The organism is Granulicella sp. L46 (assembly GCF_009765785.1).
GTDB lineage: Bacteria > Acidobacteriota > Terriglobia > Terriglobales > Acidobacteriaceae > Granulicella.
In genome coordinates this window covers 210,803-234,130 of record NZ_LMUT01000005.1, presented here as the reverse complement: position 1 = coordinate 234,130, position 23,328 = coordinate 210,803, and the positions used below count along the sequence as shown (strand labels likewise).

General features: G+C 60.5%; 25 protein-coding genes and 5 tRNA genes. 11 read left to right on the top strand and 19 right to left on the bottom strand.

Going from position 1 to position 23,328, the window contains the following annotated elements:
* Positions 1-38: 38 nt before the first annotated feature.
* From secE to GSQ80_RS05150, 5 genes are all read right to left on the bottom strand, one after another.
* Positions 39-299, bottom strand: a complete 261-nt coding sequence (secE, locus tag GSQ80_RS05170; RefSeq protein ID WP_158786511.1) for a preprotein translocase subunit SecE — start codon at positions 297-299, stop codon at positions 39-41.
* Between the two features lie 51 nt (positions 300-350).
* Positions 351-426, bottom strand: a tRNA-Trp gene (locus GSQ80_RS05165).
* Positions 427-510: 84 nt separating this feature from the next.
* The gene (gene rpmG, locus GSQ80_RS05160) at positions 511-660 is read right to left on the bottom strand and encodes a 50S ribosomal protein L33 (protein ID WP_158786509.1); all 150 of its coding nucleotides are present in this window, start codon (positions 658-660) and stop codon (positions 511-513) included.
* Between the two features lie 229 nt (positions 661-889).
* The gene (locus GSQ80_RS05155; protein WP_158786507.1) at positions 890-1,339 is read right to left on the bottom strand and encodes a hypothetical protein; all 450 of its coding nucleotides are present in this window, start codon (positions 1,337-1,339) and stop codon (positions 890-892) included.
* Between the two features lie 117 nt (positions 1,340-1,456).
* The gene (locus tag GSQ80_RS05150) at positions 1,457-1,828 is read right to left on the bottom strand and encodes a helix-turn-helix transcriptional regulator (RefSeq protein ID WP_158786505.1); all 372 of its coding nucleotides are present in this window, start codon (positions 1,826-1,828) and stop codon (positions 1,457-1,459) included.
* A gap of 153 nt (positions 1,829-1,981) precedes the next feature.
* Here GSQ80_RS05150 and GSQ80_RS05145 point away from each other — a divergent pair, with 153 nt between their 5' ends.
* Positions 1,982-2,713 (top strand): SDR family NAD(P)-dependent oxidoreductase, encoded by a 732-nt coding sequence (locus GSQ80_RS05145; protein WP_158786503.1) that lies wholly within the window; start codon positions 1,982-1,984, stop codon positions 2,711-2,713.
* A gap of 106 nt (positions 2,714-2,819) precedes the next feature.
* Here GSQ80_RS05145 and tuf read toward each other — a convergent pair whose 3' ends face one another.
* The 8 genes from tuf to GSQ80_RS05105 all read right to left on the bottom strand — a co-directional run bounded on the left by tuf (position 2,820) and on the right by GSQ80_RS05105 (position 6,002).
* Complete coding sequence (tuf, locus tag GSQ80_RS05140; protein ID WP_158786268.1) at positions 2,820-4,007, bottom strand: elongation factor Tu; 1,188 nt, start codon at positions 4,005-4,007, stop codon at positions 2,820-2,822.
* Positions 4,008-4,113: 106 nt separating this feature from the next.
* Positions 4,114-4,461 (bottom strand): hypothetical protein, encoded by a 348-nt coding sequence (locus tag GSQ80_RS05135; protein ID WP_158786501.1) that lies wholly within the window; start codon positions 4,459-4,461, stop codon positions 4,114-4,116.
* A gap of 34 nt (positions 4,462-4,495) precedes the next feature.
* A tRNA-Gly gene (locus GSQ80_RS05130) sits at positions 4,496-4,570 on the bottom strand.
* A 17-nt stretch (positions 4,571-4,587) separates the two neighbouring features.
* Positions 4,588-4,662: transfer RNA gene (locus GSQ80_RS05125), tRNA-Thr, on the bottom strand.
* The gene (locus GSQ80_RS05120; protein WP_158786499.1) at positions 4,658-4,927 is read right to left on the bottom strand and encodes a hypothetical protein; all 270 of its coding nucleotides are present in this window, start codon (positions 4,925-4,927) and stop codon (positions 4,658-4,660) included. Before GSQ80_RS05120 ends, GSQ80_RS05125 begins: the two co-directional genes overlap by 5 nt.
* A 51-nt stretch (positions 4,928-4,978) precedes the next feature.
* Positions 4,979-5,065 (bottom strand) — tRNA-Tyr (locus GSQ80_RS05115).
* 165 nt (positions 5,066-5,230) lie between these two features.
* Positions 5,231-5,306 (bottom strand) — tRNA-Thr (locus GSQ80_RS05110).
* A 225-nt stretch (positions 5,307-5,531) separates the two neighbouring features.
* Positions 5,532-6,002 carry a DUF3617 domain-containing protein gene (locus GSQ80_RS05105; RefSeq protein ID WP_158786497.1) on the bottom strand — a complete coding sequence of 157 codons (471 nt, stop codon included), beginning with the start codon at positions 6,000-6,002 and terminating at the stop codon, positions 5,532-5,534.
* A gap of 143 nt (positions 6,003-6,145) precedes the next feature.
* Between GSQ80_RS05105 and GSQ80_RS05100 the strand changes: the two genes are divergently transcribed.
* On the top strand, positions 6,146-7,282 hold the full coding sequence (locus tag GSQ80_RS05100; RefSeq protein ID WP_158786495.1) for a 4Fe-4S binding protein: 1,137 nt from the start codon (positions 6,146-6,148) through the stop codon (positions 7,280-7,282).
* A 338-nt stretch (positions 7,283-7,620) separates the two neighbouring features.
* On the opposite strand, the gene hcp is transcribed toward GSQ80_RS05100, so the two are convergent.
* Entirely contained in the window at positions 7,621-9,285 is a 1,665-nt protein-coding gene (gene hcp, locus GSQ80_RS05095; protein WP_158786493.1) for a hydroxylamine reductase, read from the bottom strand.
* A gap of 209 nt (positions 9,286-9,494) precedes the next feature.
* Here hcp and ric point away from each other — a divergent pair, with 209 nt between their 5' ends.
* The 4 genes from ric (at position 9,495) to GSQ80_RS05075 (ending at position 13,715) form a co-directional block, all read left to right on the top strand.
* Positions 9,495-10,274 carry an iron-sulfur cluster repair di-iron protein gene (gene ric / locus GSQ80_RS05090; RefSeq protein WP_158786492.1) on the top strand — a complete coding sequence of 260 codons (780 nt, stop codon included), beginning with the start codon at positions 9,495-9,497 and terminating at the stop codon, positions 10,272-10,274.
* Between the two features lie 505 nt (positions 10,275-10,779).
* On the top strand, positions 10,780-11,934 hold the full coding sequence (locus tag GSQ80_RS05085; protein ID WP_216850144.1) for a hypothetical protein: 1,155 nt from the start codon (positions 10,780-10,782) through the stop codon (positions 11,932-11,934).
* A 19-nt stretch (positions 11,935-11,953) separates the two neighbouring features.
* Positions 11,954-12,151 (top strand): hypothetical protein, encoded by a 198-nt coding sequence (locus GSQ80_RS05080; RefSeq protein ID WP_158786490.1) that lies wholly within the window; start codon positions 11,954-11,956, stop codon positions 12,149-12,151.
* Positions 12,152-12,239: 88 nt separating this feature from the next.
* The gene (locus GSQ80_RS05075) at positions 12,240-13,715 is read left to right on the top strand and encodes a sorbosone dehydrogenase family protein (protein ID WP_158786488.1); all 1,476 of its coding nucleotides are present in this window, start codon (positions 12,240-12,242) and stop codon (positions 13,713-13,715) included.
* Here GSQ80_RS05075 and GSQ80_RS05070 read toward each other — a convergent pair.
* Both GSQ80_RS05070 and GSQ80_RS05065 read right to left on the bottom strand, forming a co-directional pair.
* Positions 13,704-13,925, bottom strand: coding sequence for a hypothetical protein (locus GSQ80_RS05070; RefSeq protein ID WP_158786486.1), 222 nt, complete (start codon positions 13,923-13,925; stop codon positions 13,704-13,706). The genes GSQ80_RS05075 and GSQ80_RS05070 overlap by 12 nt on opposite strands.
* Before the next feature lie 50 nt (positions 13,926-13,975).
* Positions 13,976-14,872, bottom strand: coding sequence for an SDR family oxidoreductase (locus GSQ80_RS05065; RefSeq protein ID WP_158786484.1), 897 nt, complete (start codon positions 14,870-14,872; stop codon positions 13,976-13,978).
* 94 nt (positions 14,873-14,966) lie between these two features.
* Here GSQ80_RS05065 and GSQ80_RS05060 point away from each other — a divergent pair, with 94 nt between their 5' ends.
* Both GSQ80_RS05060 and GSQ80_RS05055 read left to right on the top strand, forming a co-directional pair.
* Positions 14,967-15,974, top strand: a complete 1,008-nt coding sequence (locus tag GSQ80_RS05060; RefSeq protein WP_254059454.1) for an AraC family transcriptional regulator — start codon at positions 14,967-14,969, stop codon at positions 15,972-15,974.
* 56 nt (positions 15,975-16,030) lie between these two features.
* On the top strand, positions 16,031-17,575 hold the full coding sequence (locus GSQ80_RS05055) for an FAD-dependent monooxygenase (RefSeq protein ID WP_158786482.1): 1,545 nt from the start codon (positions 16,031-16,033) through the stop codon (positions 17,573-17,575).
* Between the two features lie 125 nt (positions 17,576-17,700).
* On the opposite strand, the gene GSQ80_RS05050 is transcribed toward GSQ80_RS05055, so the two are convergent.
* Positions 17,701-18,690: an amidohydrolase family protein gene (locus tag GSQ80_RS05050; RefSeq protein WP_158786480.1), complete on the bottom strand. Its 990-nt coding sequence runs from the start codon at positions 18,688-18,690 to the stop codon at positions 17,701-17,703.
* A gap of 286 nt (positions 18,691-18,976) precedes the next feature.
* The gene (locus GSQ80_RS05045; protein ID WP_158786478.1) at positions 18,977-19,972 is read right to left on the bottom strand and encodes a M23 family metallopeptidase; all 996 of its coding nucleotides are present in this window, start codon (positions 19,970-19,972) and stop codon (positions 18,977-18,979) included.
* A 288-nt stretch (positions 19,973-20,260) separates the two neighbouring features.
* Between GSQ80_RS05045 and thiL the strand changes: the two genes are divergently transcribed.
* The 3 genes from thiL to GSQ80_RS05030 all read left to right on the top strand — a co-directional run bounded on the left by thiL (position 20,261) and on the right by GSQ80_RS05030 (position 22,680).
* Positions 20,261-21,280 carry a thiamine-phosphate kinase gene (gene thiL, locus GSQ80_RS05040; RefSeq protein WP_254059453.1) on the top strand — a complete coding sequence of 340 codons (1,020 nt, stop codon included), beginning with the start codon at positions 20,261-20,263 and terminating at the stop codon, positions 21,278-21,280.
* 55 nt (positions 21,281-21,335) lie between these two features.
* Positions 21,336-21,959, top strand: a complete 624-nt coding sequence (locus GSQ80_RS05035; RefSeq protein WP_254059452.1) for a hypothetical protein — start codon at positions 21,336-21,338, stop codon at positions 21,957-21,959.
* Positions 21,960-22,023: 64 nt separating this feature from the next.
* A complete protein-coding gene (locus GSQ80_RS05030; protein WP_254059451.1) occupies positions 22,024-22,680 on the top strand; it encodes a hypothetical protein in 657 nt (218 codons plus the stop codon).
* 20 nt (positions 22,681-22,700) lie between these two features.
* Here the strand turns inward: GSQ80_RS05030 and rsmD are convergent, their stop codons facing one another.
* Positions 22,701-23,261, bottom strand: coding sequence for a 16S rRNA (guanine(966)-N(2))-methyltransferase RsmD (rsmD, locus tag GSQ80_RS05025; RefSeq protein ID WP_158786476.1), 561 nt, complete (start codon positions 23,259-23,261; stop codon positions 22,701-22,703).
* Positions 23,262-23,328: the final 67 nt, after the last annotated feature.

The following is a 23,328-nucleotide window of genomic DNA, read 5'->3' as shown; positions in this document are numbered from 1 at the left end:
CGTTCGAGATTCGAGACTTAGCCTCTCGCCTCTCGAATCTAGTGCTTCGTCAGATGCAAAAACATCTTATCGATGCCCGAGCCCAGCACCAGGTCAACCGCCTCAAAGTACGCGGCAAACAGGAACACCGTGACGATCACCACGATCGTCGTCGCCTGCACCTCTGCCCGCGACGGCGTGTGCACCTTGCTCATCTCCTGCCGCGTTTCCTTCAGAAACTCAATGAGCCGCTGGGGACCCGCGGTTGCCCGCTGGATTGCGCTCTGTTCGCTTGTCTCAACTACGGCGGCCTTCGCCATGGATGTACTCCTGAAACTGCTGCTGCGTTCTGTTACCGATCTTCAAAAGTCTGGCAGGGGCGCTCGGATTCGAACCGAGAAGTTCGGTTTTGGAGACCGACAGTTTAACCGTTGAGCTTACGCCCCTGTAAGTTCTCAGTTATCCGTTCTCAGTTCTCAGTTCAAAACCGCTCTTACTAACAACTGAGAACTGACAACTGAGAACCAATCGTTACTTGGTCTCTTTGTGCGCCGTGTGCTTCCGGCACGTGTTGCAAAACTTGGAGAACTCCAACCGTCCCGTGGTTGTCTTCTTGTTCTTCGTCGTCGAATAGTTCCGGTTCTTGCAATCCGGACACTGCAGGGTAATGATCTCGCGCATAAGTACTTCCTCTCTAGTTTGGCCAGCCACCTCGGCTGGCAAGCAGCTTGCCCTGCAGTTGGAAGCATTTAGCTTCCGCCCACCGGTCACGCCGCAACGCAGGGTTAAGGTCCCTGCAACCTGTATTCCTGAAATTGAAACGGGATAGCCAAGCGGTCAGGCACACGCTCGCCCTCTCCCATTATCCACGAAATCGCCAATTTTGCCAAAGCTAGGCGATCATTGGCCTTTACTTGGCACAATGCTCCACCTTCACTTCGTCAACATCCATCGTCACGGGAAGAAAGTCCAGAGGTGCAACCTCCGCGTGCAACTTCCCGGACACTGAAACTGGACATACTGGAAGGTGCTTCACGACAGCTTCACATTCCACGTTATCCATACACCACAGTCGAATTACCTTGACGTTATTGTGAGCTTCTATATCTGAATCATCCTTTGGGACAGCCTGGGCAGGACCGACGTTGACCGGATCATTCAGCTGGAGGAAGACAAACCGAACCTTTGGGTCTGTCTTCGGAGTTTCTCCAAAGCCGGGGGGACCGAACCTCCAAGAGGACACCAACCGCCCATGCATCGTTACCTCCGAGCCGTACTTGATCTCTCTCGAAGTCGCAGGAGAGCCTTGCAACGCACAGACGGCGGAAAGAAAGAACACCGTACGAGAAAAGATCGGCATGCACAGCTTGTAACGGTTTCCGCGATAAATGACAAGCTGCGAGTGGAAGCCTGTCGCCTGAATTTACGTCGCGACCCGGCAGGAAACCCTCCTCGCTCCGCGCAGGATCGCAAAACCTCACTTTGTCTTCTTCCCCGATTTCTTCGCCGCCTTCGCCGCGCGCCCCACCTGCAGCGTATGTGCCTGACCAATCGCCGCAAGCAGCCCCGGATACATCTGATCAACCTCCACATACCGCGACACGTTATGCATCTCCACCCCCCGCCGCTCCCCTCGTATCAGCCCAGCCTCACGCAAAACCCTGAAGTGCTGCGACAGCGTCGACTTCGGAATCGCCTCTCCTCCCACCGGTACAAAGCTCGAGCACTTCTGCGTACACTCCTGCCCCACAATCTCTGCAAAGATCGCCACCCGCACCGGGTCCGAAAGCGCATGCAGAATCGCCTCCACCGTAACTTCCTCAATCGCGGGATGAACAAGCGGTCGCATCGCACCCCATTCTAGCTCTTCAACACACATAGTTCATAATTCCTGAACTATTGAATCGCCGAACTACCACCTCTCATCCGATGCTCCAGAAGGCAGAACGACGCTGCTCATCCCGAGCCCGCCAAAAACCACCGCCTTCACAGGAGTCTCATCATGGGTAAGCTCAATGGAAAAGTAGCCGTCATCACAGCCGCCACCTCCGGCATGGCCCTCGCCACCGCCAAGCTCTTCGTCGAAGAAGGCGCCTACGTCTTCATCACCGGCCGCCGCAAAGACAAGCTCGACGAAGCCGTCAAAGCCATCGGCAAGAATGTTACCGGCGTTCAAGGCGACGCTTCCAACCTCGCCGACCTCGACCGACTCTACGACACCGTCAAGAAAGAAAAAGGCCACATCGACATCCTCTTTGCCAGCGCAGGACGTGGAGAGTTCGGTGCGATCGGTCAGATCACGGAGCAGCACTTCGATGAGACCTTCGACCTCAACGTTCGCGGCACGCTCTTCACAGTGCAGAAGGCTCTGCCCCTCTTCAACGACAACGGCTCAATCATCCTGAACGGCTCGATCGCTGGCGTGAAGGGTTTCCCTGCCTTCGGCGTCTATGCGGCGAGCAAGGCAGCCGTGCGCTCGTTTGCGCGTACCTGGCTCAATGAGCTCAAGGACCGCAGGATTCGCGTCAATGTGATCAGCCCCGGCCCAATTGACACCCCAATCCTCGATCCCCTCGGTCCCGACGCCAAGGAGCAGTTCACCGCGCTCGTCCCCCGGGGTGAAATCGGACGTCCAGAGGAAATCGCAACCACCGCACTTTTTCTTGGCTCAAGTGACTCGAGCTTTATAAACGGCGTCGACCTGTATGTTGACGGCGGCCTGGTCTCCATCTAATCGCAAATGTCCCTCATTTTTTGCGCAAACAAAAAGCGGCGAGCCGAAGCCCGCCGCTTTCATTCGTTTCGCGACCGGCAAGGAAACTCTCGCCGTCCGCGCAGGACTACTTGATGATCTCGGAGATCGTACCCGCGCCCACGGTGCGGCCGCCTTCGCGAATCGCGAAGCGCAGACCCTTCTCCATGGCAACAGGCGTATGCAGCGTAATCTCGAGCGAGATGTTATCGCCCGGCATCACCATCTCGGTACCTTCCGGCAGCTTCGCCGAACCGGTCACGTCCGTGGTCCGGAAATAAAACTGGGGACGATAGCCGTTGAAGAACGGAGTGTGACGCCCGCCCTCTTCCTTGCTCAGAACGTAAACCTCGCCCTTGAACACGGTGTGCGGCGTGATCGAACCCGGCTTGGCCAACACCATCCCGCGCTCAACATCTTCCTTCGCGATACCGCGCAGAAGAAGACCAGCGTTATCGCCCGCCAGACCTTCATCCAGCTGCTTCTTGAACATCTCGACGCCCGTAACAACCGTCGCCTGTGTATCGCGGAAGCCGACGATCGATGCAGCCTCGCCAACCTTGATCTTGCCGCGCTCAATACGGCCGGTGACAACCGTTCCACGACCAGAGATCGAGAAGATATCCTCGATCGGCATCAGGAAGGGCAGATCAACAGCGCGCTCCGGCTGCGGAATGAACTTGTCCACCGCCGCCATCAGCTCGTCGATCTTCGCTTCCCACTGGGCTTCGCCATTGAGCGCACCAAGTGCAGAACCGCGGATGATCGGTGTATCGTCGCCCGGGTAATCGTACTTCGAGAGCAGCTCGCGGACTTCCATCTCCACCAGCTCGATCAGCTCTTCGTCCTCAACCGCATCGCACTTGTTCAAGAACACGACGATGAACGGAACGCCAACCTGGCGCGCCAACAACACATGCTCCTTGGTCTGAGGCATCGGGCCGTCGGTAGCCGCGACCACAAGAATCGCGCCATCCATCTGCGCTGCGCCGGTGATCATGTTCTTGATGTAATCCGCGTGACCCGGGCAATCGACGTGCGCATAGTGGCGGTTCGGCGTCTCGTACTCCACGTGCGAAGTAGAGATCGTGATGCCGCGCTCGCGCTCTTCTGGAGCGTTATCGATGGTGTCGAACGAGCGGAAGCTGTTCTTCGGATTATGCTTCGACAGCACCTTCGTAATCGCCGCCGTCAGCGTCGTCTTGCCATGATCGATGTGTCCGATCGTTCCAATGTTTACGTGCGGCTTGCTGCGATCAAATTTTTCCTTCGCCATGACTGCTCACTTTCCTCTCGATATCGAATCTGTCTTACTGCACAACTCACCGCCGGCCGCTGTCCCGAAAGCCCAGCCTTAATCCGGCTCATGCGTTTAGCTCTTCCTAGTAATACGCGTAGATCTTGAAATGTTTGTCACGAAGCTTAACTTCCACCTGCTCCACCGACGCCAGGTAGAACTCGCGAATCTGCCCCTGGTCGCCATTCGACAACTTCCCATACTGCGCCGCCGTCTCCTTGCCCAGCAGCCCAGCCTGCAGCACGCTCTCAAAGCTGCGAATCCGCACGCCAGCGCGCTCCACCGACTTCAAAAACTTCTCCACATTGCCCGGCGCAAACGCGCTCGCAATCGCCTGTTTCACCTCGGCAAACGTGGTTGCGTCCACAATATCCATTGCCGGGCGCTCATACAGAGCGGTCGTGCGGTCTACCTGAAACTGGGGTTGCGCCATCGTGTACTACCGTCCTTCGGGGTTCTTCAAAATCTGGAGCGGGAGACGGGAATCGGACCCGCGACCAACAGCTTGGAAGGCTGTGACTCTACCACTGAGTTACTCCCGCCCTGCCTTACAAAATTCTGGAGCTGATGATGGGGCTTGAACCCATGACCTCTCCCTTACCAAGGGAGTGCTCTACCACTGAGCTACATCAGCGTTCCTGTTCTCTTCGCTCCTCGATTCGTGCGCGCATATTCGCGATCACGACCCGAAACGCAAAGAGCCCTAAAAACAAGATCGGCAACCATCGAATCTCGACGTCCCGATCCGCAATCCCCACATACCTGGAAGAATACCCATGCATGTGGAGTACCGCCGCGGGATCAATCGTGAACCACGACAGCAAGCCTAAGACTACCAAAACTCCGAGTGCAACAAACATCCGCCCTCGGTCCGCCGCCGGGTTGAGTGATCGTTCCATACCTCACTCACTCCACTTACAACTGAGAACTAACAACTAACAACTGAAAAATGGTGCACAGGGAAGGATTCGAACCTTCGTAGCGCATAACGCGGCAGATTTACAGTCTGCTGCCATTAACCACTCGGCCACCTGTGCCCAAGCCTCACCAATCGCTTTTCCCGCAACCCATCGCTTCCGCAATCCAAGTTCGCGCGATCTCGCACGAAATCTTCTGCCGGAGTTGTCGATGGCGAACGCTGCAAGGGGTAACAACCGGCAGGTACAACCAACTTCCTTCTCATCTACTGCGCCCCAGAAGTCTGGAGCTGGCGAAGGGATTTGAACCCCCGACCGCCTGATTACAAATCAGGTGCTCTACCAGCTGAGCTACGCCAGCCCGATAGCCGGGCCCCCTTCGAATCTCTTCGCTTGAATTCCTCAGCTCGAAGCTCTCCGGGCAGTACGCCAAAACCCTCTCAAGACATCGCTGCCCAACTGGGTTCTAACAGTAAACGGCGCTCGTCAAAACACCCGAGCGCAGCTTTCACTTTACCATAGGCGGCACGCCGCGAGAAACCCCGCCAAACCCCCGCGCGACGCATCCCCTGCCCGATAATCAGCCCTACTGAAGGATCTCCGGCGTCCCCGGCGCGACCGATCCACAGTCCGCCCCCACATACTTGCTCTCCCACTTCGTATCCATCGTCATTTCTTTTCCCCCGGCGTTCATCACCATGTGCATCGACCCGTGCCCCGTCGACCCGCTCCCGAAATCCATCTCAACATGCCCCGTCGCTTTGCTCGACGAGCAGCTCAAATCGAAGCTGTAGCTCGTCGCCGTCCTTTTTTCGTTCACCGGCGTGCAGTCCTTATTCTGCCGCGACTGCCCAAACGCCTTGCTCCACGACTCCGCCGTCGCGCAGCTCCGTATCTTCATCGACCGCGGCGGCATATCCATCCCCGGCATCTGCATGGTCGTCGACGACGTCGTCTCCCACAACCCCAGCTTCATCGGCGGCGCCATCGGCGCCTGAAAAAATCCCGCCAGCAACCCGCTCGTCGCCACGACCTTCACCAACATCTTATTAACCACAAAGCACCTCCGCCCCACCATTTACCGAGCATCCTAGTCACCCGATCCCCCCACACGCAACCAAAAAATCATCCCCACCCCTGTGACCGGCGCCCTATCGCCGCCCTCCCCATCCACCTACAGTCAGCAGCAGAAGGAAGCCCATGCCGACCCTCACCGCTCCCGAACCCACCGCAACAACGTCGGCCAAAAAGCCTTTCATCCGCCGCCATCTCCTCGACCACTCCCAGCGCATCCGCCACGCCGTCCAGATCGCCTTCCTCGCTCTCAACGCCTGGCTCGGCCTGGAGTTCTATCTCTGGGTTCGCTATTACGAAACCAACGGCCGCGGCTTCTACATCGACCGCCCCGCCGGTATCGAAGGCTGGCTCCCCATCGCCGGCCTCATGAACCTCAAGTACTTCCTCTCCACCCACCACGTCTCCGCGATCCATCCCGCAGCCATGGTTCTCCTCGTCATCTTCCTCATCTCGAGCTGGCTCCTGAAAAAATCCTTTTGCTCCTGGCTCTGCCCCGTAGGCACCGCATCGGAATACCTCTGGCATCTTGGCCAGCAACTCTTCCACCGCAGCCTAATCCTCCCCCGCTGGCTCGACATCCCCCTCCGCAGCCTCAAGTACATCCTTCTCGCCTTCTTCGTCTACGTCGTCGCCACGCTCTCGGCCGACGGCCTCCACCAATTCCTCCTCGCCCCCTTCGGCATCATCGCCGACGTCAAGATGCTCAACTTCTTCCGCCACATGAGCCTCATCGGCATCGCCGTCATCCTCACCCTCGTGCTTCTCTCCCTAATGATCCAGAACGTCTGGTGCCGATTCCTCTGCCCCTACGGCGCGCTCATGGGCCTAGTCTCCATCCTTAGCCCAGTAAAAATCCGTCGCGACGAAGCCGCCTGCATCGACTGCAACAAATGCACCCACGCCTGTCCCTCCCACCTCCCCGTAGCCCAGCTCGTCACCATCCGCTCCGCCGAGTGCACAGGCTGCCTAAGCTGCATCGCCATCTGCCCCGCAGAGAACGCCCTCAACTTCGCCTTCCTACCGCGCCAAACACCGAACGTCCAGCTCGCTGCGGACATCTCGCCCGCAGTTCAGTCCCTCGCCATCTCCACCATCCGGTGGCACAACCGCGCCCTCCAACCCCGCACAGTCGTCCTCATCCTAGCCATCCTCTTCTTCGGACTCATCACCGCAGCCCGCATCACGCACCACTGGCAGACCAACCTACCCCGCTCGGTCTACCAACAACTAGTCCCCCACGCCGACGACTACACCCACTAGCCTCAGTTCCACTCTCCGTCTCCGACCACCAAACCGTCGTCATCTCGACCGGAGCGCAAAGCGCGCAGCGGAGAGACCCCTGCATTTGCAATTGCCGTTGCTCTTGTTCCTGCTCCTGCTCCTGCTCCTGCTCCTGCCCTTGCTCCTGCTCCTGCCCTTGCTCTTGCCCTTGCTCTTGCCCTTGCTTTTCTGTCTGTCATTCCGAGCGCAGCGAGGAACCTGCTGTCTCCCGTTCTCCCCTTTGCAACGCCCATAAATCAAGCCCCTCCCCACATCTAGCTCCCGTTGTCCGCGCAGGACCAAAGACCTAGCCTTTGCTAAAAGCCAGAACCTGGAAGCTAAGAAAGCATCTGTACCAAATCCTCCTCCGCCGTCCCAATCGCCATCAAGTTATAGTTCTCCCGCAACAGCGCCAACACTCCCGGCGACAAGAACGCCGGCAGCGTAGGCCCAATCCGCAGATTCTTCACCCCCAAATAAAGCAGCGTCAGCACCACCGCAATCGCCTTCTGCTCATACCAAGACAGCACGATCGACAGCGGCAGATCATTCACCCCACACTCCAACGCCTTCGCCAGCGCCAGCGTCACCTGCACGGCCGAGTACGCATCATTACACTGCCCCATATCCATCAATCGCGGCAGCCCTGCCACCTCGCCAAACTCCAACTTGTTGAACCGATACTTCCCGCAAGCCAGCGTCAAAATTGCGCAGTCTTCCGGAACTTCCTTGGCCAGCTCCGTGTAGTAACTCCGCTCGGACCGCGCCCCATCGCATCCCGCAACCAAAAACAAATGGCGCAGCTTACCCGACTTCACCGCCTCCACCACCTTGTCCGCGACGCTCAACACCGCGTGATGTCCAAACCCCACCGTAATCTCCCGGCCCCCACCAGCCTCCGCAAATCCCTCCGCCTCGAGCGCCGCCTCAATCACCGCAGCAAAATCCACACCCTCCACGTGCTTCACCCCCGGCCAATGCACCGCGCCCGAAGTAAAAATCCTCCCCTCATAAGAAACCTTCGGCTGCTGCATGCAATTCGACGTCATCAGGATCGCCCCCGGGAACGCCGCGAAATCCGTCGCCTGATCCATCCACGCCCCGCCATAATTCCCCGCCAGGTGCGCAAACGCTCTCAGCTTCGGATACCCATGCGCCGGCAGCATCTCGCCATGCGTATACACCTCGATCCCCGTCCCCCGAGTCTGCTCCAGCAGCGCATAGAGATCATGCAAATCATGTCCCGAAACCAGGATCGCCTTACCCTTGCGCGCGCCCAGCCGCACCTTCGTAGGTCGCGGATGTCCGAACGTCCCCGTATGCGCCTTATCCAGCACCTCCAGCACGCGATAATTCAACTCGCCTACGCTCAGCGCCATCGCCAACAACTCCGCCACGCTCGGGTGCTCGTGCGTAAGAAAGCACAGCACCTCATGAATCTTCCCAAAAGCCTCCGGATCGCCAGCACCCAGCGCCAGCGCATGCTCCGCATACGCCGCCACCCCCTTGATCCCGTACAGCACCAACTCCTGCAGATTCGCAATCTCCTTGCTCTCATACTGAATCCGCGCCGGCAGCGTCACCGTCAGTCCCTGCGCAATCAATCCCTCCACCGTCTCCGCCGGTATCCATTCCGCCGTGCCGCCAAACTCTACAGCCGCAATCCCACTCTCGCCCGCCGCGCGCTCATACACACACCGCGCCGCCGCCCGCATCGCCACCGCCTCATAAATCAGCTCCACCAGCCGATCCTTATCGAAGTTCACATTCGTCAACGTGGCAAACACCGCCTCGACCACAAACGCGTCCACCTCGGGATCGCACACCCGCAGCCGCTTGTCCGCGACGCCCAGCAACCGAGCATGGTGCGCATACACCGAAATCCCCTTCACCACATGAATCAACAAATCCTGCAGTGATGCCGTCGTCTCATCCTTGCCGCACACACCCTGCGTCTGGCATCCCACACCCTTGGCCGTCTGCTCACACTGATAGCAAAACATGTCTCGTTTCCTCCCTGGATTCCATCTACTGTTTCCGTCTACCCCACCACCCTAACCACCACCTGCCAACCCGCGCTGCGACGCCCATCACATATCCCAGGGATCCATTCCCGAAATGTCATCCCCAAAAAAATAAATGTGCGTCGTGTGATTTCAATCGCAGCGACAACCCGCCCAACCCTTCTAAGTTCGATCCAAGGGAGTTAGCCATGACGTCCACCGAGACCCACCTACCCGCAACCCACAACGCCGCAGAGTACCTCGCCGCCATCCCAACCGTTCGCGACATCGCCCTCCACCAACCCACCGCCATCCGTGTATTCGAGCACCTTGGGATCGACTACTGCTGTGGTGGCAACCAGTCCCTCGCCGCCGCCTGCGCCGCCGTCAACCTCGACGCCCACGCCGTTCTCCTCGCCCTCGAGTTTGCCGCCGGCCGCCCCACCCTCCCCCAGCCCGAATGGGGCAAGGCCTCCCTCGAGCTCCTCTGCGCCCACATCATCGTCAAGCACCACGCCTACGCCCGCCGCGAGCTTCCCCGCCTCCTCGACCTGGCCACCAACGTCCTCGCCCGCCACGGCGAAACCCACCCCGAGCTCGCCGCCATCCATGCCGCCCTCTCCCAGCTCGACACCGAGATCAACCAACACCTCGCCAAGGAAGAGTCTGTCCTCTTCCCCTACATCGTCAGCCTCGAGCGCTCCCTCACCTCACCCGACGTCGATCCCGTCAGCTGCTACGGCTTCCTCCCCGACCCCGTCGCCGTCCTCTCCCACGACCATGAAGATGTCGGCGCCCTCCTCTCCCACATCCGCCAACTAAGCCACAACTTCACTCCACCCCTCGGCGTCTGCCTCAGCTACCGCATCTTCTACACCGGCCTCCAGGAGCTAGAGCACGACCTTCGCCAACACATGCACTTAGAAAACAACATCCTCTTTCCCCGCGCCATCATGCTCGAAGCCGCCACCGCCTTCGCCGTAGCCTAACCAAACTGCTAGCTACCGGCCTTGCAGTACCCCACCCGTCCGCGAACCAGCGAGCGGGTGGGAACGAAGACGTCCCACCACCCACCAGCCTCGTCATCTCGACCCAAGCGCAAAGCGCGCAGCGGAGAGACCCCTGTATTGGCACTTGTCGTTGCCCTTGCCTTTCTGGCTGTCATCCCGAAGGGATCTGCTTCTTCTTTTGCCGTTGCCTTTGCTTTTGCTCTTGCTCTTGCCTTTCTGGCTGTCATTCCGAGCGCAGCGAGGAACCTGCTTCTCGCTCGCGCAGCGAGCGCCCGTTCTTGCCTTTAGCTAAAGCTAGAAGCTAAAAGCTCCCATCTCTCACACACCCTGACCGCCCAGGCGCGCGCAGCGCGTCTTGCCCAGCGCGTAGTGGTAGCATGGCACCCATGGCCACGGTTTCACCCGCACCCATACATCCGCTCGCCGACCACCCTCAGCGCCGCGCCTCCCTCGCCTCACCCTCCCCGCACAACCTCAAAGGCACATGCGCAAACGCACGCTGATTCCCCTGCTCATCGCCATCCTCCTGCTCTGCGTCCTGGGAGTCATGCTCTATCTCCGCGCCAAGGCTCCCCCTGAAGCCGCGCGCCTCCTACCCGAATCCGACGCAATCGTCTTCCTCAACCTCAAGCCCGTCCGCGCCGCCACCCACTTCGACAAAACTACCCTCCAGCGCAGCCCCGACTTCCAGCACTTCATCGACGTCACCGGCATCGTCCCCGAGCGCGACCTCGACTCCGTCGCCCTCGCCTTCCACCGCATGCCCGACCCCAACGGCCCCAACGGCCCCGTCGCCTTCTCCGAAGTCTTCGTCGGCCGCTTCGACGGCGTTCGCCTCGCCCAGTACCTCCACTCCCTCGCCTCCACCGAGGAGCCGTACGCCGGCCGCACCATCTTCACCATCCCCATCGACGGCCGCCAGCTTCGCATCGCCCAGCTCGGCTACGATATTCTCGCCGCCTCCAACATGCCCACCACCGAGCAGATCCACTCCATGCTCGACCGCTCCCGCGCCGGCGCCCTCTCCACCCCCGGCTCCTCGCTCCTCGCCGCCCGCTATCACGAGGTCCCCATCCTCTCCGAAGCCTGGGGCATCGGCCATATAGGCCTCCCGCTCTCCTCCGACGACGACCCCAACTTCATCAGCGTCCTCGGCCTCCAGCTCCCCCTCCGCACCGACACCGACTTCGTCGCCAGCCTCCGCTACACCGCCGCCGCCCACGTCCTCTCCGGCGGCGCCGTCCACCTCCGCATCGAAGAGTTCGCGCCCGACTCCACCTCCGCCACCTCCACCGTCGACGCCCTCACCAACCTACTCAACCTCCTCCGCGGCATCAGCGCCGAACAGGCAGCCGCCCAGCAACCCCCCAACCCCTCCAACGATGCCATCCAGTCCATCCTCAACTCCATCACGCTCACCCACCACGACGACCGCGTCCTCCTCAACGCCAACGCCGGCATCGACCAGCTCAAAGCCTTAACCACCACCCACGACCCCGCCGCCTCCCCCCTCGCCCCCTCATCATTCAGCCCCACCTCCCCAACCCCCGCCCCACCGCCCTCCTCCCCACCGGCACGCCAATCCCCTGCCCCAAAACCTCACCATGCGACCCGAACGCCCCCTGCTGCGTCCAACTAACCGAACCCTGTAGCACTCGTTGCCGTTGTTGTTGCCGTTGCCGTTGTTTGTTTTACGCCGTCATCCTAGAGCGAAGCGAAGGATCCCTGTATTTGTTGTTGCATTTGCCGTTGCTGTTGTTCTTGCATTTGCCGTTGTTCTCGCCGTTGCTGTTGCTCCTGAGATAGGTTCGGGCTTTAGCCCGGACAATAACAACCCACCCGTAGACGGGCTTTAGCCTCTGGGACATCGTCGCCCTCGCCGTTGATCTTGCCCTTAACAAAAAGCTGCACTTCCTCACCACCCTTCGCCACCAAGGACTGCCCATGAACCCGCGAATCACCCTCCTCGCTCTCGCCCTCTGCACCTCCGCCGCCGTCGCCCAGAAAATCCCAGCCGCGACAGCGCCCCCACCGCCGCTCCTCACCGGCCAGGCCGCCTTCACCGACTGGAACCAGCAACATCCCGGCGTCCGCCACAAGATCACCACCGCCGACCTCCCCGCCCCCAACCCCACCGAAGCCGTCGACAACGGTCCCAACGTCGTCCCCCGCCCCATCAACGCGTGGCCCATCGCGCCCGCCAGCTTCAGCGTCACCCTCTACGCCGGCGGCGATTCCACGCCCCTCGAGCGCAAAGACGCCACCGAGCACATGAAGCTCTCCAACGGCACCTTCACCGAGCCGCGCCTCATCCGCACCGCCCCCAACGGCGATCTCTTCCTCGCCGACTCCGGCGCCGGCACCATCTTCATCCTCCGCGGCATCGCCCCCAACGGCCGCGCCGCCACCATCGAAAAATTCGCCACTGGCCTTGACCACCCCTTCGGCATCACCTTCTACCCCTCCGGACCCAACCCTCAGTACGTCTACATCGGCAACGCCACCACCATCCAGCGCTTCGCGTACAAAAATGGTGACCTTCACGCGACCGGCAAACCCGAGACCATCGTCCCCGACATCCCCGGCTACGCCCAACTCCGCGGCGGCGGTCACTGGACCCGCGACGTAGTCTTCACCAAGGATGACAAGTACCTCCTGGTCTCTGTAGGCTCCGGCTCCAACGTAGACGACGCCGACACCCACCCCCGCGAGTTCCACCGCGCCGACGTCCTCGCCTACACCCCCGACGGCAAGTTCGTCGAGGTCTACGCCAACGGCCTTCGCAACTGCGTCGGCGAGGCCATCAATCCCGTTACCGGCTCTCTCTGGTGCTCCACCAACGAGCGCGATAACCTCGGCAACCACCTCGTCCCCGACTACGTGACGTCGGTACCGCATGGCAGTTTCTTCGGCTGGCCCTGGTACTACATGGGAGGCCACCAGGACCCACGCCTACCCCAACCCTGCGCCAACGGCACCGGCCCCAACCCCGGCCTCGCCAAGCCTCTCTCCGCGGCCGACGCCAAAGACTGCAAGCGCGTAGACCTCTCCTCCAAAGTCCGCACTCCTGACGTCTTAGTCCAGCCCCACATGGCCTCCCTCGAGATGACCTTCTATCCCGACAAGACCACCATCGGCAAAGCCCACGGAGCCTTCCCCGCAACCTACGACGGCGGCATCTTCGCCGCCGAGCACGGCTCCTGGAACCGCGCCAACCGCGCCGGCTACGAACTCATCTACATCCCCATGAAAGACGGCCGCGCCACCGGCGAATACGATGACTTCCTCACCGGCTTCGTAACCCTCGACGGCCAGGTCTGGGGCCGCCCCGTAGGTGTAACCGTAGGCGCAGACGGCAGCCTCTACGTAACCGACGACGGCAGCCGCTCCGTCTGGCACGTAAGCTACCTAAGCAAATAACCCCGCCACCAAATCAAACGGCGACAGCAAAAGTTGTCGCCGTTTCACCCTACCCTTACCTTTGCCCTTGCTCTTGCTCTTGCCTTTGCCTTTGCCCTTGCCCTTGCCCTTGTCCTTGCCTTTGCCCTTGCCCTTGCCTTTCTGTCTGTCATTCCGAGCGCAGCGAGGAACCTGCTTCTCGCGCGAAGCGCGCCCGTTCTTCCCCAACATGTCATCTCGAAAAGCACACCGGCACTTAACCCACGCCGGTGCGCCCTCACTCAGATTTGGACCTGCGAGTAATCCATCCCATCCAAATCAGCGATCAGCCCCGGCCCACTCGGCTTCCATCCCAGCTTCTTCCGAGTAATCGCGCTGGACGAAGGCATATCCAGCCGCGCAAACATCGCCAGCCACCCAAAGTGAGCCTCAACCTCGTCCGGCGTGATGCTCTTCACCGGAACCTTCAGCCCGCGCCCCAGCGCCTCGGCAATCGCCTTCATCGACACGCCCTCCTCATCCACCGCGTGATAAATCGCCCCCGGCTCCGCCTTCTCCACCGCCAGCCGATACAGCCGCGCCGTGTCCGACACATGCGCCGCCGGCCACCGGTTTCCGCCCTCGCCAAGGTAAACCGACACGCCCTTCTCCCGCGCCACCGCTGTCACGTAAGGCACCAGCCCTTGCTTGTGCGTGTCGTGAATCTGCGACAACCGCACCACCGTGGTATTCACGCCGCGTTCCGTCAACGCCTGCACCGCCGCCTCCGAAGCCGCACGCGGATTGTGCGAAGATTTCGGGCTGTCCTCAGTCGACGGCTTACCGTCAACATTCGCCGCAATCGCCGTTCCCGACGTCACCACCAGCGGCCGCTTCGACCCCAGCAGCACCTCGCCCATCGTCGTAATCGCGCTCCGGTCGACCTCACAAACCTTTTGGAAATTCGAGAAGTCGTGGATGAACGCAAGATGCACCACACCCTCTGACTTCGCCGTGCCCTCGCGCAAACTGTCCAGGTTCTCGAGATCCCCATACTGCACCTCAGCCCCAGCCGCCCGCAGCGCTTCCGCGCCAGCCTCCGACCGCGTCAACCCCAGCACCGTATGCCCCGCCGCGATCAACTCCGGCACCAGCCTCGAACCAATAAATCCCGTCGCGCCCGTCACAAAAATACGCATGAGCTTCTCTCCTCAATCCAGAATGTCCGGCCATCTTGCACCGTCGATCACTAGATGGCTCCTACACTTCGGACGATCTATACTGAAAGTCCGTATGATTAGTCCAATCGTCCCGCCCATCGAGCTTCACCACACCACCAACTCCACCACGCCGCCCGCTAAGCCTTACCAGCCCTTGAGCCCCCGCATGGACCCTCTCTCCGAGGTCCTCGCCCTCATGAAACCCCAGCTCTACGTAGCCGGCGGCTTCGCGGTGATCGGCGACATCGCCGTCCACTTTCCCAAGCACGCAGGCATCAAGTGCTACGCCATGCTCGCCGGTCAATGCTGGCTGGTAGTCGACACCGTGCCCGAGCCCGTCCTCCTCCACGCCGGCGACTGCTTCCTCCTCCCCCGCGGTCTACCCTTCCGCCTCGCCACCGACCTCAGCCTCGAACCCATCCACTACACCGAAGCCTTCGCTCGCCTCGGCACGATCAGCGAAACTCCCGGCGACCACCTCGACGCGCCGTACATCGCAGGCGGCCACTTCGCCCTCACCGGCGGCCCCGCCGAGATGATCCTGCAATCGCTCCCGCCCATCGTCCACATCCGCCGCGAGTCCGACAAGGCAGCCATGCGCTGGTCCCTCGAGCGCATGCGCGAAGAACTCCGCAGCGCCCAACCCGGCAGCTCCCTCATCGCGCAACAACTCGCCTACATGATGCTCGTCCAGGCCCTCCGCCTGCACTTGGCCGACGCCGCCACCGCCAGCCCAGGCTGGCTCTTCGCTCTCTCCGACAAACACATGAGCCTCGCCATCACCAGCATCCACAACGACCCCGGCCATCCCTGGACGCTGCAGTCGCTCGCCGAACGCGTCGGAATGTCCCGCTCCGTCTTCGCCCTCCGCTTCCGCGAAATCGTAGGCGCCACCCCCATGGAGTACCTCACCCGCTGGCGCATGCTCCTCGGTGCCGACCGATTAAAAAACACAACAGACTGCCTCTCGGTCATCGCCACCTCCCTGGGCTACGAATCCGAAAGCGCCTTCGGCAAAGCCTTCCGCCGCGTAATGGGCTGCGCCCCCAGGCAGTACGCCCGCTCCACCGCCGCCTCGTAGCCCATCCAACCTCACGCTATACTTCGCTCGCAAGCTTCATCTCTCGGAGAACGGAAATGATCTATGACGTAGTGATCGCCGGCGGTGGGCCAGTAGGCCTCTTCCTGGCCTGCGAGCTGCAGTTGGCAGGAGTATCCGTCCTCGTTCTCGAGAAGATGGCCGATCCTCGCTCTCCCCTGAAAGAAGGGTGGATGGGCATGCGTGGCCTCAACTTCCCATCCGTCGAAGCGTTCTATCGTAGAGGGCTCTTGGATGAGGTGCGCGCCGGCGCGTTGGGATGGATGGGTGCAGACCCGAAGGCTGGCCTCGAGTTGCGCGGCACCGGCGGTGCAGCCCCGACCACCGCGCCACGTTTTGCCGGGCACTTCGCCGGCATCATGCTCGACATGGCGAAGGTCGATTTTTCCGATCGGAAATACGTGCTCTCCGGCCCCTCTGCCTCCGGCGGCATGATCAGCCTCGAAACCCTCGAGTTACTGTTAGCCCAACACGCCGTAGCCTTGGGCGTCGACCTGAAGCAGGGCCTCGAAGTCACGGACTTCAAGGAGCACGAGAACGGAATCACTGTCATTGCCGGTGACGAGACTTTCGAAGGCCATTGGCTGGTCGGCTGCGATGGCGGACGCAGCGCCGTACGCAAGCTCGCAGGATTCGAATTCGCCGGCACCGAGCCCGAGTTCACCGGCTACACCGCGTCCGCGAAACTCGTCGACCCCGAGAAACTCCGGCCCGGCTTCAATCTCACTGAAACCGGTATGTACATCAATGGACCCGGACCCGATCGCATCGGCTTGGTCGACTTCGACAATGCCGCCTTCGACCGCAACACCACCATCACCCTCGAAAGCCTTCAGGCTGTCCTTCGGCGAGTATCTGGCACCGACGTCACCATCGCTTCTCTGGGCGTAGCCTCCAGCTACACCGACCGCGCACGCCAGGCAACCACCTATCGCAAAGGTCGCGTCTTGCTCGCCGGAGACGCCGCCCATGTGCACTCGCCGCTCGGAGGCCAGGGATTGAACACCGGTATCGGCGATGCGATGAATCTCGGTTGGAAACTCGCTGCCACCATCAAAGGCTGGGCGCCTCCAGACCTCCTCGACACCTACACCGAGGAACGTCATCCCATCGGTGCCTGGGCTCTCAACTGGACACGCGCCCAGGTTGCCATCATGAGACCCGACCCACACGCACGCGCCATCGCCTCCGTCATCCGCGACCTCATGCAGACAAAAGATGCATCAACCTACTTCGTAGCAAAGACGTCTGGCATATCGTTGCGATATAACCTGCCCGGCGACCACCCACTGATCGGCTGCAGCGCCCCCGACCTTGAGTTCGAAGATGGCACCCGCTTAGGCGATCGCTTGCACGATGGCAAAGGTCTATTGCTCGACCTCACAGAGGCAGCCGAGCTCTCCGCCCTCGGCCACACCCCACGCGAGCAACTCAAATTTGTCTCCGCCAAAGTAAAAGACGCCAGAGGCCTCACGGCGCTCCTCGTCAGACCCGACGGCTTCGTAGTCTGGGCCACTGAGTCGAAGCCAGTCGCAAGCTCCGCGAACGAAGCAATCGAACGCTGGTTCGGCCGAGCAAACTAGACCCTCCTCAAACCTGCTGGTCTTCTGAGCGATCTCAGCAGAAAGACAGCCATCACAAAGCACAGTTTTCGTGATGGCCATCGATATTCCAGGCGTGCGTTTTTCCAAGGGCCCGCGCACAAAGACTAAGCAGCCTTGGGGACAAGCCGAGGTGCGGTCTCAGCCAGATGGAGCAACGCAAGAGTATTGGTCGAGAAGATCTTCTTGCGATCGCCTTCATCGGCGATCGTGTCGTCTACAAGATCGATGTGCAACTTCGGACTCATAGGGACCGGTCCGAAATCAGTTCCAAACAATACGTGGTCAACGCCGCACGTTTCGATGATGCCCCTAAGAGCGATCGCGCTTGGGCCCATCGTATCCACATAGATATTCGACTTGAAATATTCCGACGGCTTGCGAAGGTTCTTATCCACCTTTTCAATCGGTGGATTTTGAATCCCCTTATAGTTCAACTCCCAGTTCCAATCGAGTCTGCAAATCACCGGAGCAATCGCTCCGCCCATGTGAACGAAAAGAACCTTGAGCCTTGGGTACCTGTCAAAGACGCCGCTATAGATCATGCGAGCCGCCGACAGCGCAGTATCGAATGGCCGGCCGAGCGCTTCATTGAGCCTGTACTTCTGCATGGCGACAGCGCCTATCGCTACCAGCGGTGGATGAATATGAACCAGAACATCCTTATCCTGCGCATACTCCCATAGCCACTCGGCCTTCGGCGAGTCGAGAAACACCTGATCGGCACCGGCTCCGTAGCTGGTGCAAATGCTGATGGCGCATGCTTCTTTGCTGGAAATCAGAGGATCAATAACATCACGCGTATTCTCCTCGAGAGCATGGGCGTTGGCCATGACGGCAATGTCCTTCGGGAATCTATCTCGAAGTTCGAAGGATTCGTCGTGCAGGAATTTGATTGTGTCGACGGTGCTTGCCTTAATGATGCTCTGGGCGAACGTCTCGATCTCGCCGCCATAGCTGTTCAGGCAGAGCGTCACTCCACTCTTCTGCTGGATCTCCATCGAATAATCAACGTCCACCGACTCCCGATAGAAAAACATCTCGCCAGCGTTTGCCTGCGGCAACGGCTTTGACGGATCAAAGCCTATGTTCTCCACGAATTTCTGAAGCAGTTTCGGACCGAAGATGTGCCGATGCGTGTCGATAATACTTCTGGTTGATCGGGATTGAGTCATTGGGAGTACCTCTACCAGGAGGCTCTACCAAATGCCCTCTTTCGTCTGTGCCGCCAAACACACCCTCGCACAGACGACCGAAACGCTGCAGCAGCACTGCCCCCCGCTCAGACACCCGAAACTAGGCTAAACAAGTTGATTTGGGACGCGAAACCGGGCTAAGTCGCGCAGGAAAACACCGAAAACACGCTCTTTTCCAGATTCGAGGCTAGCGTCCGCCGCCCGTCACGCCACCAATCTGCGCCATCGTAGTGCGCAGATACTTGTGCGGATTCACCGGGATTCCCCGCACCCGAACCTCGTAATGAAGGTTCGGCCCGGTCACCCGCGTGCCGCTATGTCCAACATAACCAATCACTTCGCCCTTGACCACGTTCTGGCCGGCAATCACGTTGAACCCCTGCAGATGCGCATACAGCGTCACAATCCCGTTCCCGTGATCGATCTGCACCTCGCGCCCATACCCAGTCCCCATCCCCGCCTTAACCACCCGCCCCCCAGCAGGAGCATGCACCGGCGTCCCATTCGGCCCACCAATGTCCACACCCTCGTGAAACTCCCCTTCCCCAGTGCCTAAAACAGGATCTTCACGCTCGCCGAAACCGCTATTAATCGGTCCCATGATCGGCCACATATCGGGAACATTCGCACCCACGCTCGCATCAAATGACGCGAAATCACTCAGCACACCGCGAACCCCAAGATTCTGATTCACCGGCTGCGGCGCCGTAAGTCCTTCCGTAGCCGTGTCTTTCAGCGCGTTAAACGTCTCAAGCGATTTGTAATAGCTATCATCGCTGAAATTCGCCGCATCATCCTTCAACGGCGCCTTCGCCGCTTCCACCGCCGCCGACTTCGAAAGGTGAGGCCCGTGAATGTGAGTCAATTTCCCGGCAGTCAGCCCGTAAATTGCCGAAACCTCGACCGCCAGAGACCCGAGGCTGGCCGCTTGAACATCTTTCTCATGAGCCTGCTTCTCCAGGCCCGCATAATCTTTGCGCGTCATCGCCAGCTCATCACGCATGTGATTAATCGATTCGGCCTTCACCAGCATCCGCGTGTACGATCCCGCCATGCCGGCGATCGAAAACATTCCCACCACCCCGGCCACGACGAACATCGTAACGTACCGCATCGGGATGCCCACACGCTCCACCGTGCCATCCTCATGCTGCGTTACATAAACAATAAAGCGTTTCCGCAATGCTTCTCCTGCCTACACCAGATTCGCGACAACCTTGCGCGTCTTCCTTCCCTCGCTGAAACAATACTCCCGAGTGCAACGCAGGGCCGTAACGATAGCCGCTTTTTTTGCGACCTTTTTTGTGATCAGCATCGAGTTGGAAACCTGGGAGAGTTCCATACGATCACCCGATGAACATCTCTCTATCTTAACGGAGTGGTCGCCTTAGAGCAACCAGTAAACCAGCCGTTCGCAGCCTTTCCGTCACTCTCCAACAGCGCTTCGCCTCGTGGATTTACTCTGGAATCTGTGCCTTATCCCTCCCGCCGCCGCCCTGTGCAAAATCCCTTCGGCGAACTACGCATCATCGACCGCATCCGCGCCCGCACCTCCCTCTCAAACGCGGTCCGCCTAGGCATCGGCGACGACTGCGCCATCCTCAAACCAACCCCCGGCCACGAGCTTCTCGTCACCACCGACTTCTCCCTCGAAGATCGCCACTTTCGCCGCCAATGGCATAGCCCAACCTCCATCGGCCATCGCGCCCTCGCCCGCGGCCTCAGCGATCTCGCCGCCATGGGAGCCAAGCCCCTCGCCGCATTCCTCTCCCTCGCCATGCCGAAATCCACCGCCCGCAACCCTCGCTGGCTCGATGGCTTCCTCGATGGACTGCTAGCCCTCGCCACCACATACAACGTGCCCCTAGCTGGCGGCGACACCTCGCAATCTCCCGCCGATCAAATCCTCGCCGACATCGTCCTCATCGGCTCCGCGCCCGCAGGCCGCGCTCTCCACCGTTCCGGAGCCCATCCCGGAGACCTCGTCTATTGCACCGGCACTCTCGGCGGCGCCGCAGCCGAGCTCACCGCCCTCTCCGCCTCGCCACGCAAATTCCGCAACGTAACTTCCGCAGACAACCACCCGCACCTCTTCCCCCAGCCGCGCCTCGCCGTCGGCCAAGCCCTCCTACGCCGCCGCCTCGCCACCGGCTGCATCGACATCAGCGACGGCCTCTCCACCGACCTCGCCCACCTCTGCACCGCCTCCAACGTCGCCGCCGAGCTCGACCTCGCGCGACTCCCACTCCACCCTCTAGCCGCCAGCCTCGACGACGGCGCCCAGATCACCGCCCTTCTTCACGGCGGCGAAGACTACGAACTCCTCTTCACCGCCGCTCCCTCCACAAAAATCCCGCGCTCCATCGCCGGCGTCCCCATCGCCCGCATCGGCCGCCTCCTCAAGCCGCAAAAAAACAAACCGCAGATGACCCTCCTCAGCGACAACGACCGTTTCGAGCTCCAACCCCACGGCTGGGAACACTTCAGCTAGATAATTTGTCATCCTGAGCGAAGTCTCTCGCGGCACTATACGAGAGACGCAGTCGATGAATCCCGAAGACGCCGGCCCTACCCAAATTGTTCGAACCATTCAGCCCATGACCCAATCCTTCCCTCAAACCTGGACCGCGCGCATCCTCACCGCTCCGCCGCTCATCGCGCCTGCTCGCCAGTACGTCTACCCGCAGCACATCCCCGGGGAAGAAGACGCCATGAACCGCGGCGCTCTTCTACTCGACGTCAAACCCGCAGCCTCTCCGAACTTTCTCGCCACCTGCGCCCTCGGCTTCCGCGAGCCCTCCCTTCCCACTGGAATCTTCGCCTGCCCGCGCCCCGACGATCTGCTCGCCATCGCCGGCGGTTACGCTTATCTCATCGACACGCGCGCCCCCGATCACTGCCTCCACCTCCCCCTCCGCCCCGTCACCCAGGTCCTCCCGGCGCCCACCGCCGGCCTCATCCTCCTCGCCGGCTTCCACAACGTCCTCGCCCTCGACGCTGCAGGAATCCGCTGGCAAAGCGCGCGCCTCAGCTGGGAAGGCATCACCCTCACCCACACCGACGCCGACCACCTTCACGGCACCGGATGGAACTTGCACACCGACCGCGAAGTTCCCTTCACCGTCGATCTTCTAACCGGCGCTCACCACGGAGGCGGCTTTACAGGCTGAAGGCTGGCAGCTTCACGCCACAGCCTGCAACTTTGCTACGCTACCCATATCGCTCGACGACGAGGTGCCCTTCTTGCTGGACGTCCACCCTCCCCACGAATCCATGCACGGCTGGCGCGATTTCTTTCTCCACCTCACCACCATCACCATTGGCCTGCTCATCGCGCTCTCGCTCGAAGGCATGGTTGAGTGGCAACACCGCCGCCATCTCGTCCATGACGCCGAAGCCGGCCTGCACGCCGAAATCAAAGGCAACGCGCAAAACATGGACGCCACCCTCGCCGACCTCCATAAGCGCCAGGACATCCTCAAGCACGACGTCTACGTCCTCAACTACATCGCCACCAACGGAAAATATCCCGAGGACAAACACATGCAGGTAGATTTCCAAATTGTCGGCTTCGAAAGCGTAGGCTGGAAGACCGCGCAATCTACCGGCGCGCTCTCCTACATGCCCTACGACCTGGCCCAGGACTACTCGAGCATCTATTCGCAGCAGGACCTGCTCACTGGCGCAGAACAACAGGCCGCACGCGACTCCGTCCTCGCCATCGGTCCCTTCCTCAACCAGCCCAATGACTCTGCGCCGCCCTCTCGCGAGCAAGCCCAAAGCATCATCGAGAAGATCGAAGTCCTCCAGGGGCAACTGATTCTCGTCAACTCGTTCATGGAGGGACTCTCCTCCAACTACAAACAGTTCCTCGCCGCCCACCCCAGCTAAACCAACAAAGTCGGCTCGCTTTATACAACCCGATAGAAGCTCAGCGCAGCATCTCCCTGCTCCAACACCCGCGTCCTCTGCAGCACCGAATACCTCGCCTCCAGCGGCGACTTGCGAGCATGTTCCGCCACCACCACCGCTCCATCCGCCAGCACCGCAGCATGATGCCGCGCCAGAAACTTCAGCGTCTCTTCATAAGCCTCGGCATCCTCGTACGGCGGATCCAGAAACACGATCTCCGCGGCGCGCTCTTTCGTCAGCAACGACTCCAGCATCTTCTTCACGCCTCGATCTTCAAGCGCAAAACCCCCAGCAATTTTCAGCGCCGACAGGTTCGCTCGAATCGCCGCTGCCGCCGGCCGAGCACATTCCGCGAACCACACAAAATCCGCGCCCCGGCTGATGGCCTCAATCCCCACCGCCCCCGAACCCGCATACAAATCCACAAACCGCGAACCCTCCACCAGCGGCCCTAATACATTGAACAGCGTCTCCCGCAACCGGTCACTGGTTGGCCGCGTGGCGACGCCCTTCGGCGCCTGCAACATCCGCGACCGGTACTCCCCCGCAATCACTCGCATCTTAAGTTCTTCTCCCTACGCTCTACACTCTATCCTCTATCCCCTGTTCTTCCGCCTACAATAGATC

Excerpts from the sequence above, each read along its gene's own strand:
- GSQ80_RS05055 (WP_158786482.1), top strand. The coding sequence starts at position 16,031 with ATGATCTATGACGTAGTGATCGCCGGCGGTGGGCCAGTAGGCCTCTTC.
- GSQ80_RS05155 (WP_158786507.1), bottom strand. The coding sequence starts at position 1,339 with ATGCCGATCTTTTCTCGTACGGTGTTCTTTCTTTCCGCCGTCTGTGCG.
- rsmD (WP_158786476.1), bottom strand. The coding sequence starts at position 23,261 with ATGCGAGTGATTGCGGGGGAGTACCGGTCGCGGATGTTGCAGGCGCCG.
- ric (WP_158786492.1), top strand. The coding sequence starts at position 9,495 with ATGACGTCCACCGAGACCCACCTACCCGCAACCCACAACGCCGCAGAG.
- GSQ80_RS05035 (WP_254059452.1), top strand. The coding sequence starts at position 21,336 with ATGAATCCCGAAGACGCCGGCCCTACCCAAATTGTTCGAACCATTCAG.
- GSQ80_RS05085 (WP_216850144.1), top strand. The coding sequence starts at position 10,780 with ATGCGCAAACGCACGCTGATTCCCCTGCTCATCGCCATCCTCCTGCTC.
- hcp (WP_158786493.1), bottom strand. The coding sequence starts at position 9,285 with ATGTTTTGCTATCAGTGTGAGCAGACGGCCAAGGGTGTGGGATGCCAG.
- GSQ80_RS05065 (WP_158786484.1), bottom strand. The coding sequence starts at position 14,872 with ATGCGTATTTTTGTGACGGGCGCGACGGGATTTATTGGTTCGAGGCTG.
- GSQ80_RS05145 (WP_158786503.1), top strand. The coding sequence starts at position 1,982 with ATGGGTAAGCTCAATGGAAAAGTAGCCGTCATCACAGCCGCCACCTCC.
- GSQ80_RS05070 (WP_158786486.1), bottom strand. The coding sequence starts at position 13,925 with ATGTTGGGGAAGAACGGGCGCGCTTCGCGCGAGAAGCAGGTTCCTCGC.
- rpmG (WP_158786509.1), bottom strand. The coding sequence starts at position 660 with ATGCGCGAGATCATTACCCTGCAGTGTCCGGATTGCAAGAACCGGAAC.
- GSQ80_RS05075 (WP_158786488.1), top strand. The coding sequence starts at position 12,240 with ATGAACCCGCGAATCACCCTCCTCGCTCTCGCCCTCTGCACCTCCGCC.
- tuf (WP_158786268.1), bottom strand. The coding sequence starts at position 4,007 with ATGGCGAAGGAAAAATTTGATCGCAGCAAGCCGCACGTAAACATTGGA.
- GSQ80_RS05060 (WP_254059454.1), top strand. The coding sequence starts at position 14,967 with ATGATTAGTCCAATCGTCCCGCCCATCGAGCTTCACCACACCACCAAC.
- GSQ80_RS05120 (WP_158786499.1), bottom strand. The coding sequence starts at position 4,927 with ATGGAACGATCACTCAACCCGGCGGCGGACCGAGGGCGGATGTTTGTT.
- GSQ80_RS05135 (WP_158786501.1), bottom strand. The coding sequence starts at position 4,461 with ATGGCGCAACCCCAGTTTCAGGTAGACCGCACGACCGCTCTGTATGAG.
- GSQ80_RS05150 (WP_158786505.1), bottom strand. The coding sequence starts at position 1,828 with ATGCGACCGCTTGTTCATCCCGCGATTGAGGAAGTTACGGTGGAGGCG.
- secE (WP_158786511.1), bottom strand. The coding sequence starts at position 299 with ATGGCGAAGGCCGCCGTAGTTGAGACAAGCGAACAGAGCGCAATCCAG.
- GSQ80_RS05100 (WP_158786495.1), top strand. The coding sequence starts at position 6,146 with ATGCCGACCCTCACCGCTCCCGAACCCACCGCAACAACGTCGGCCAAA.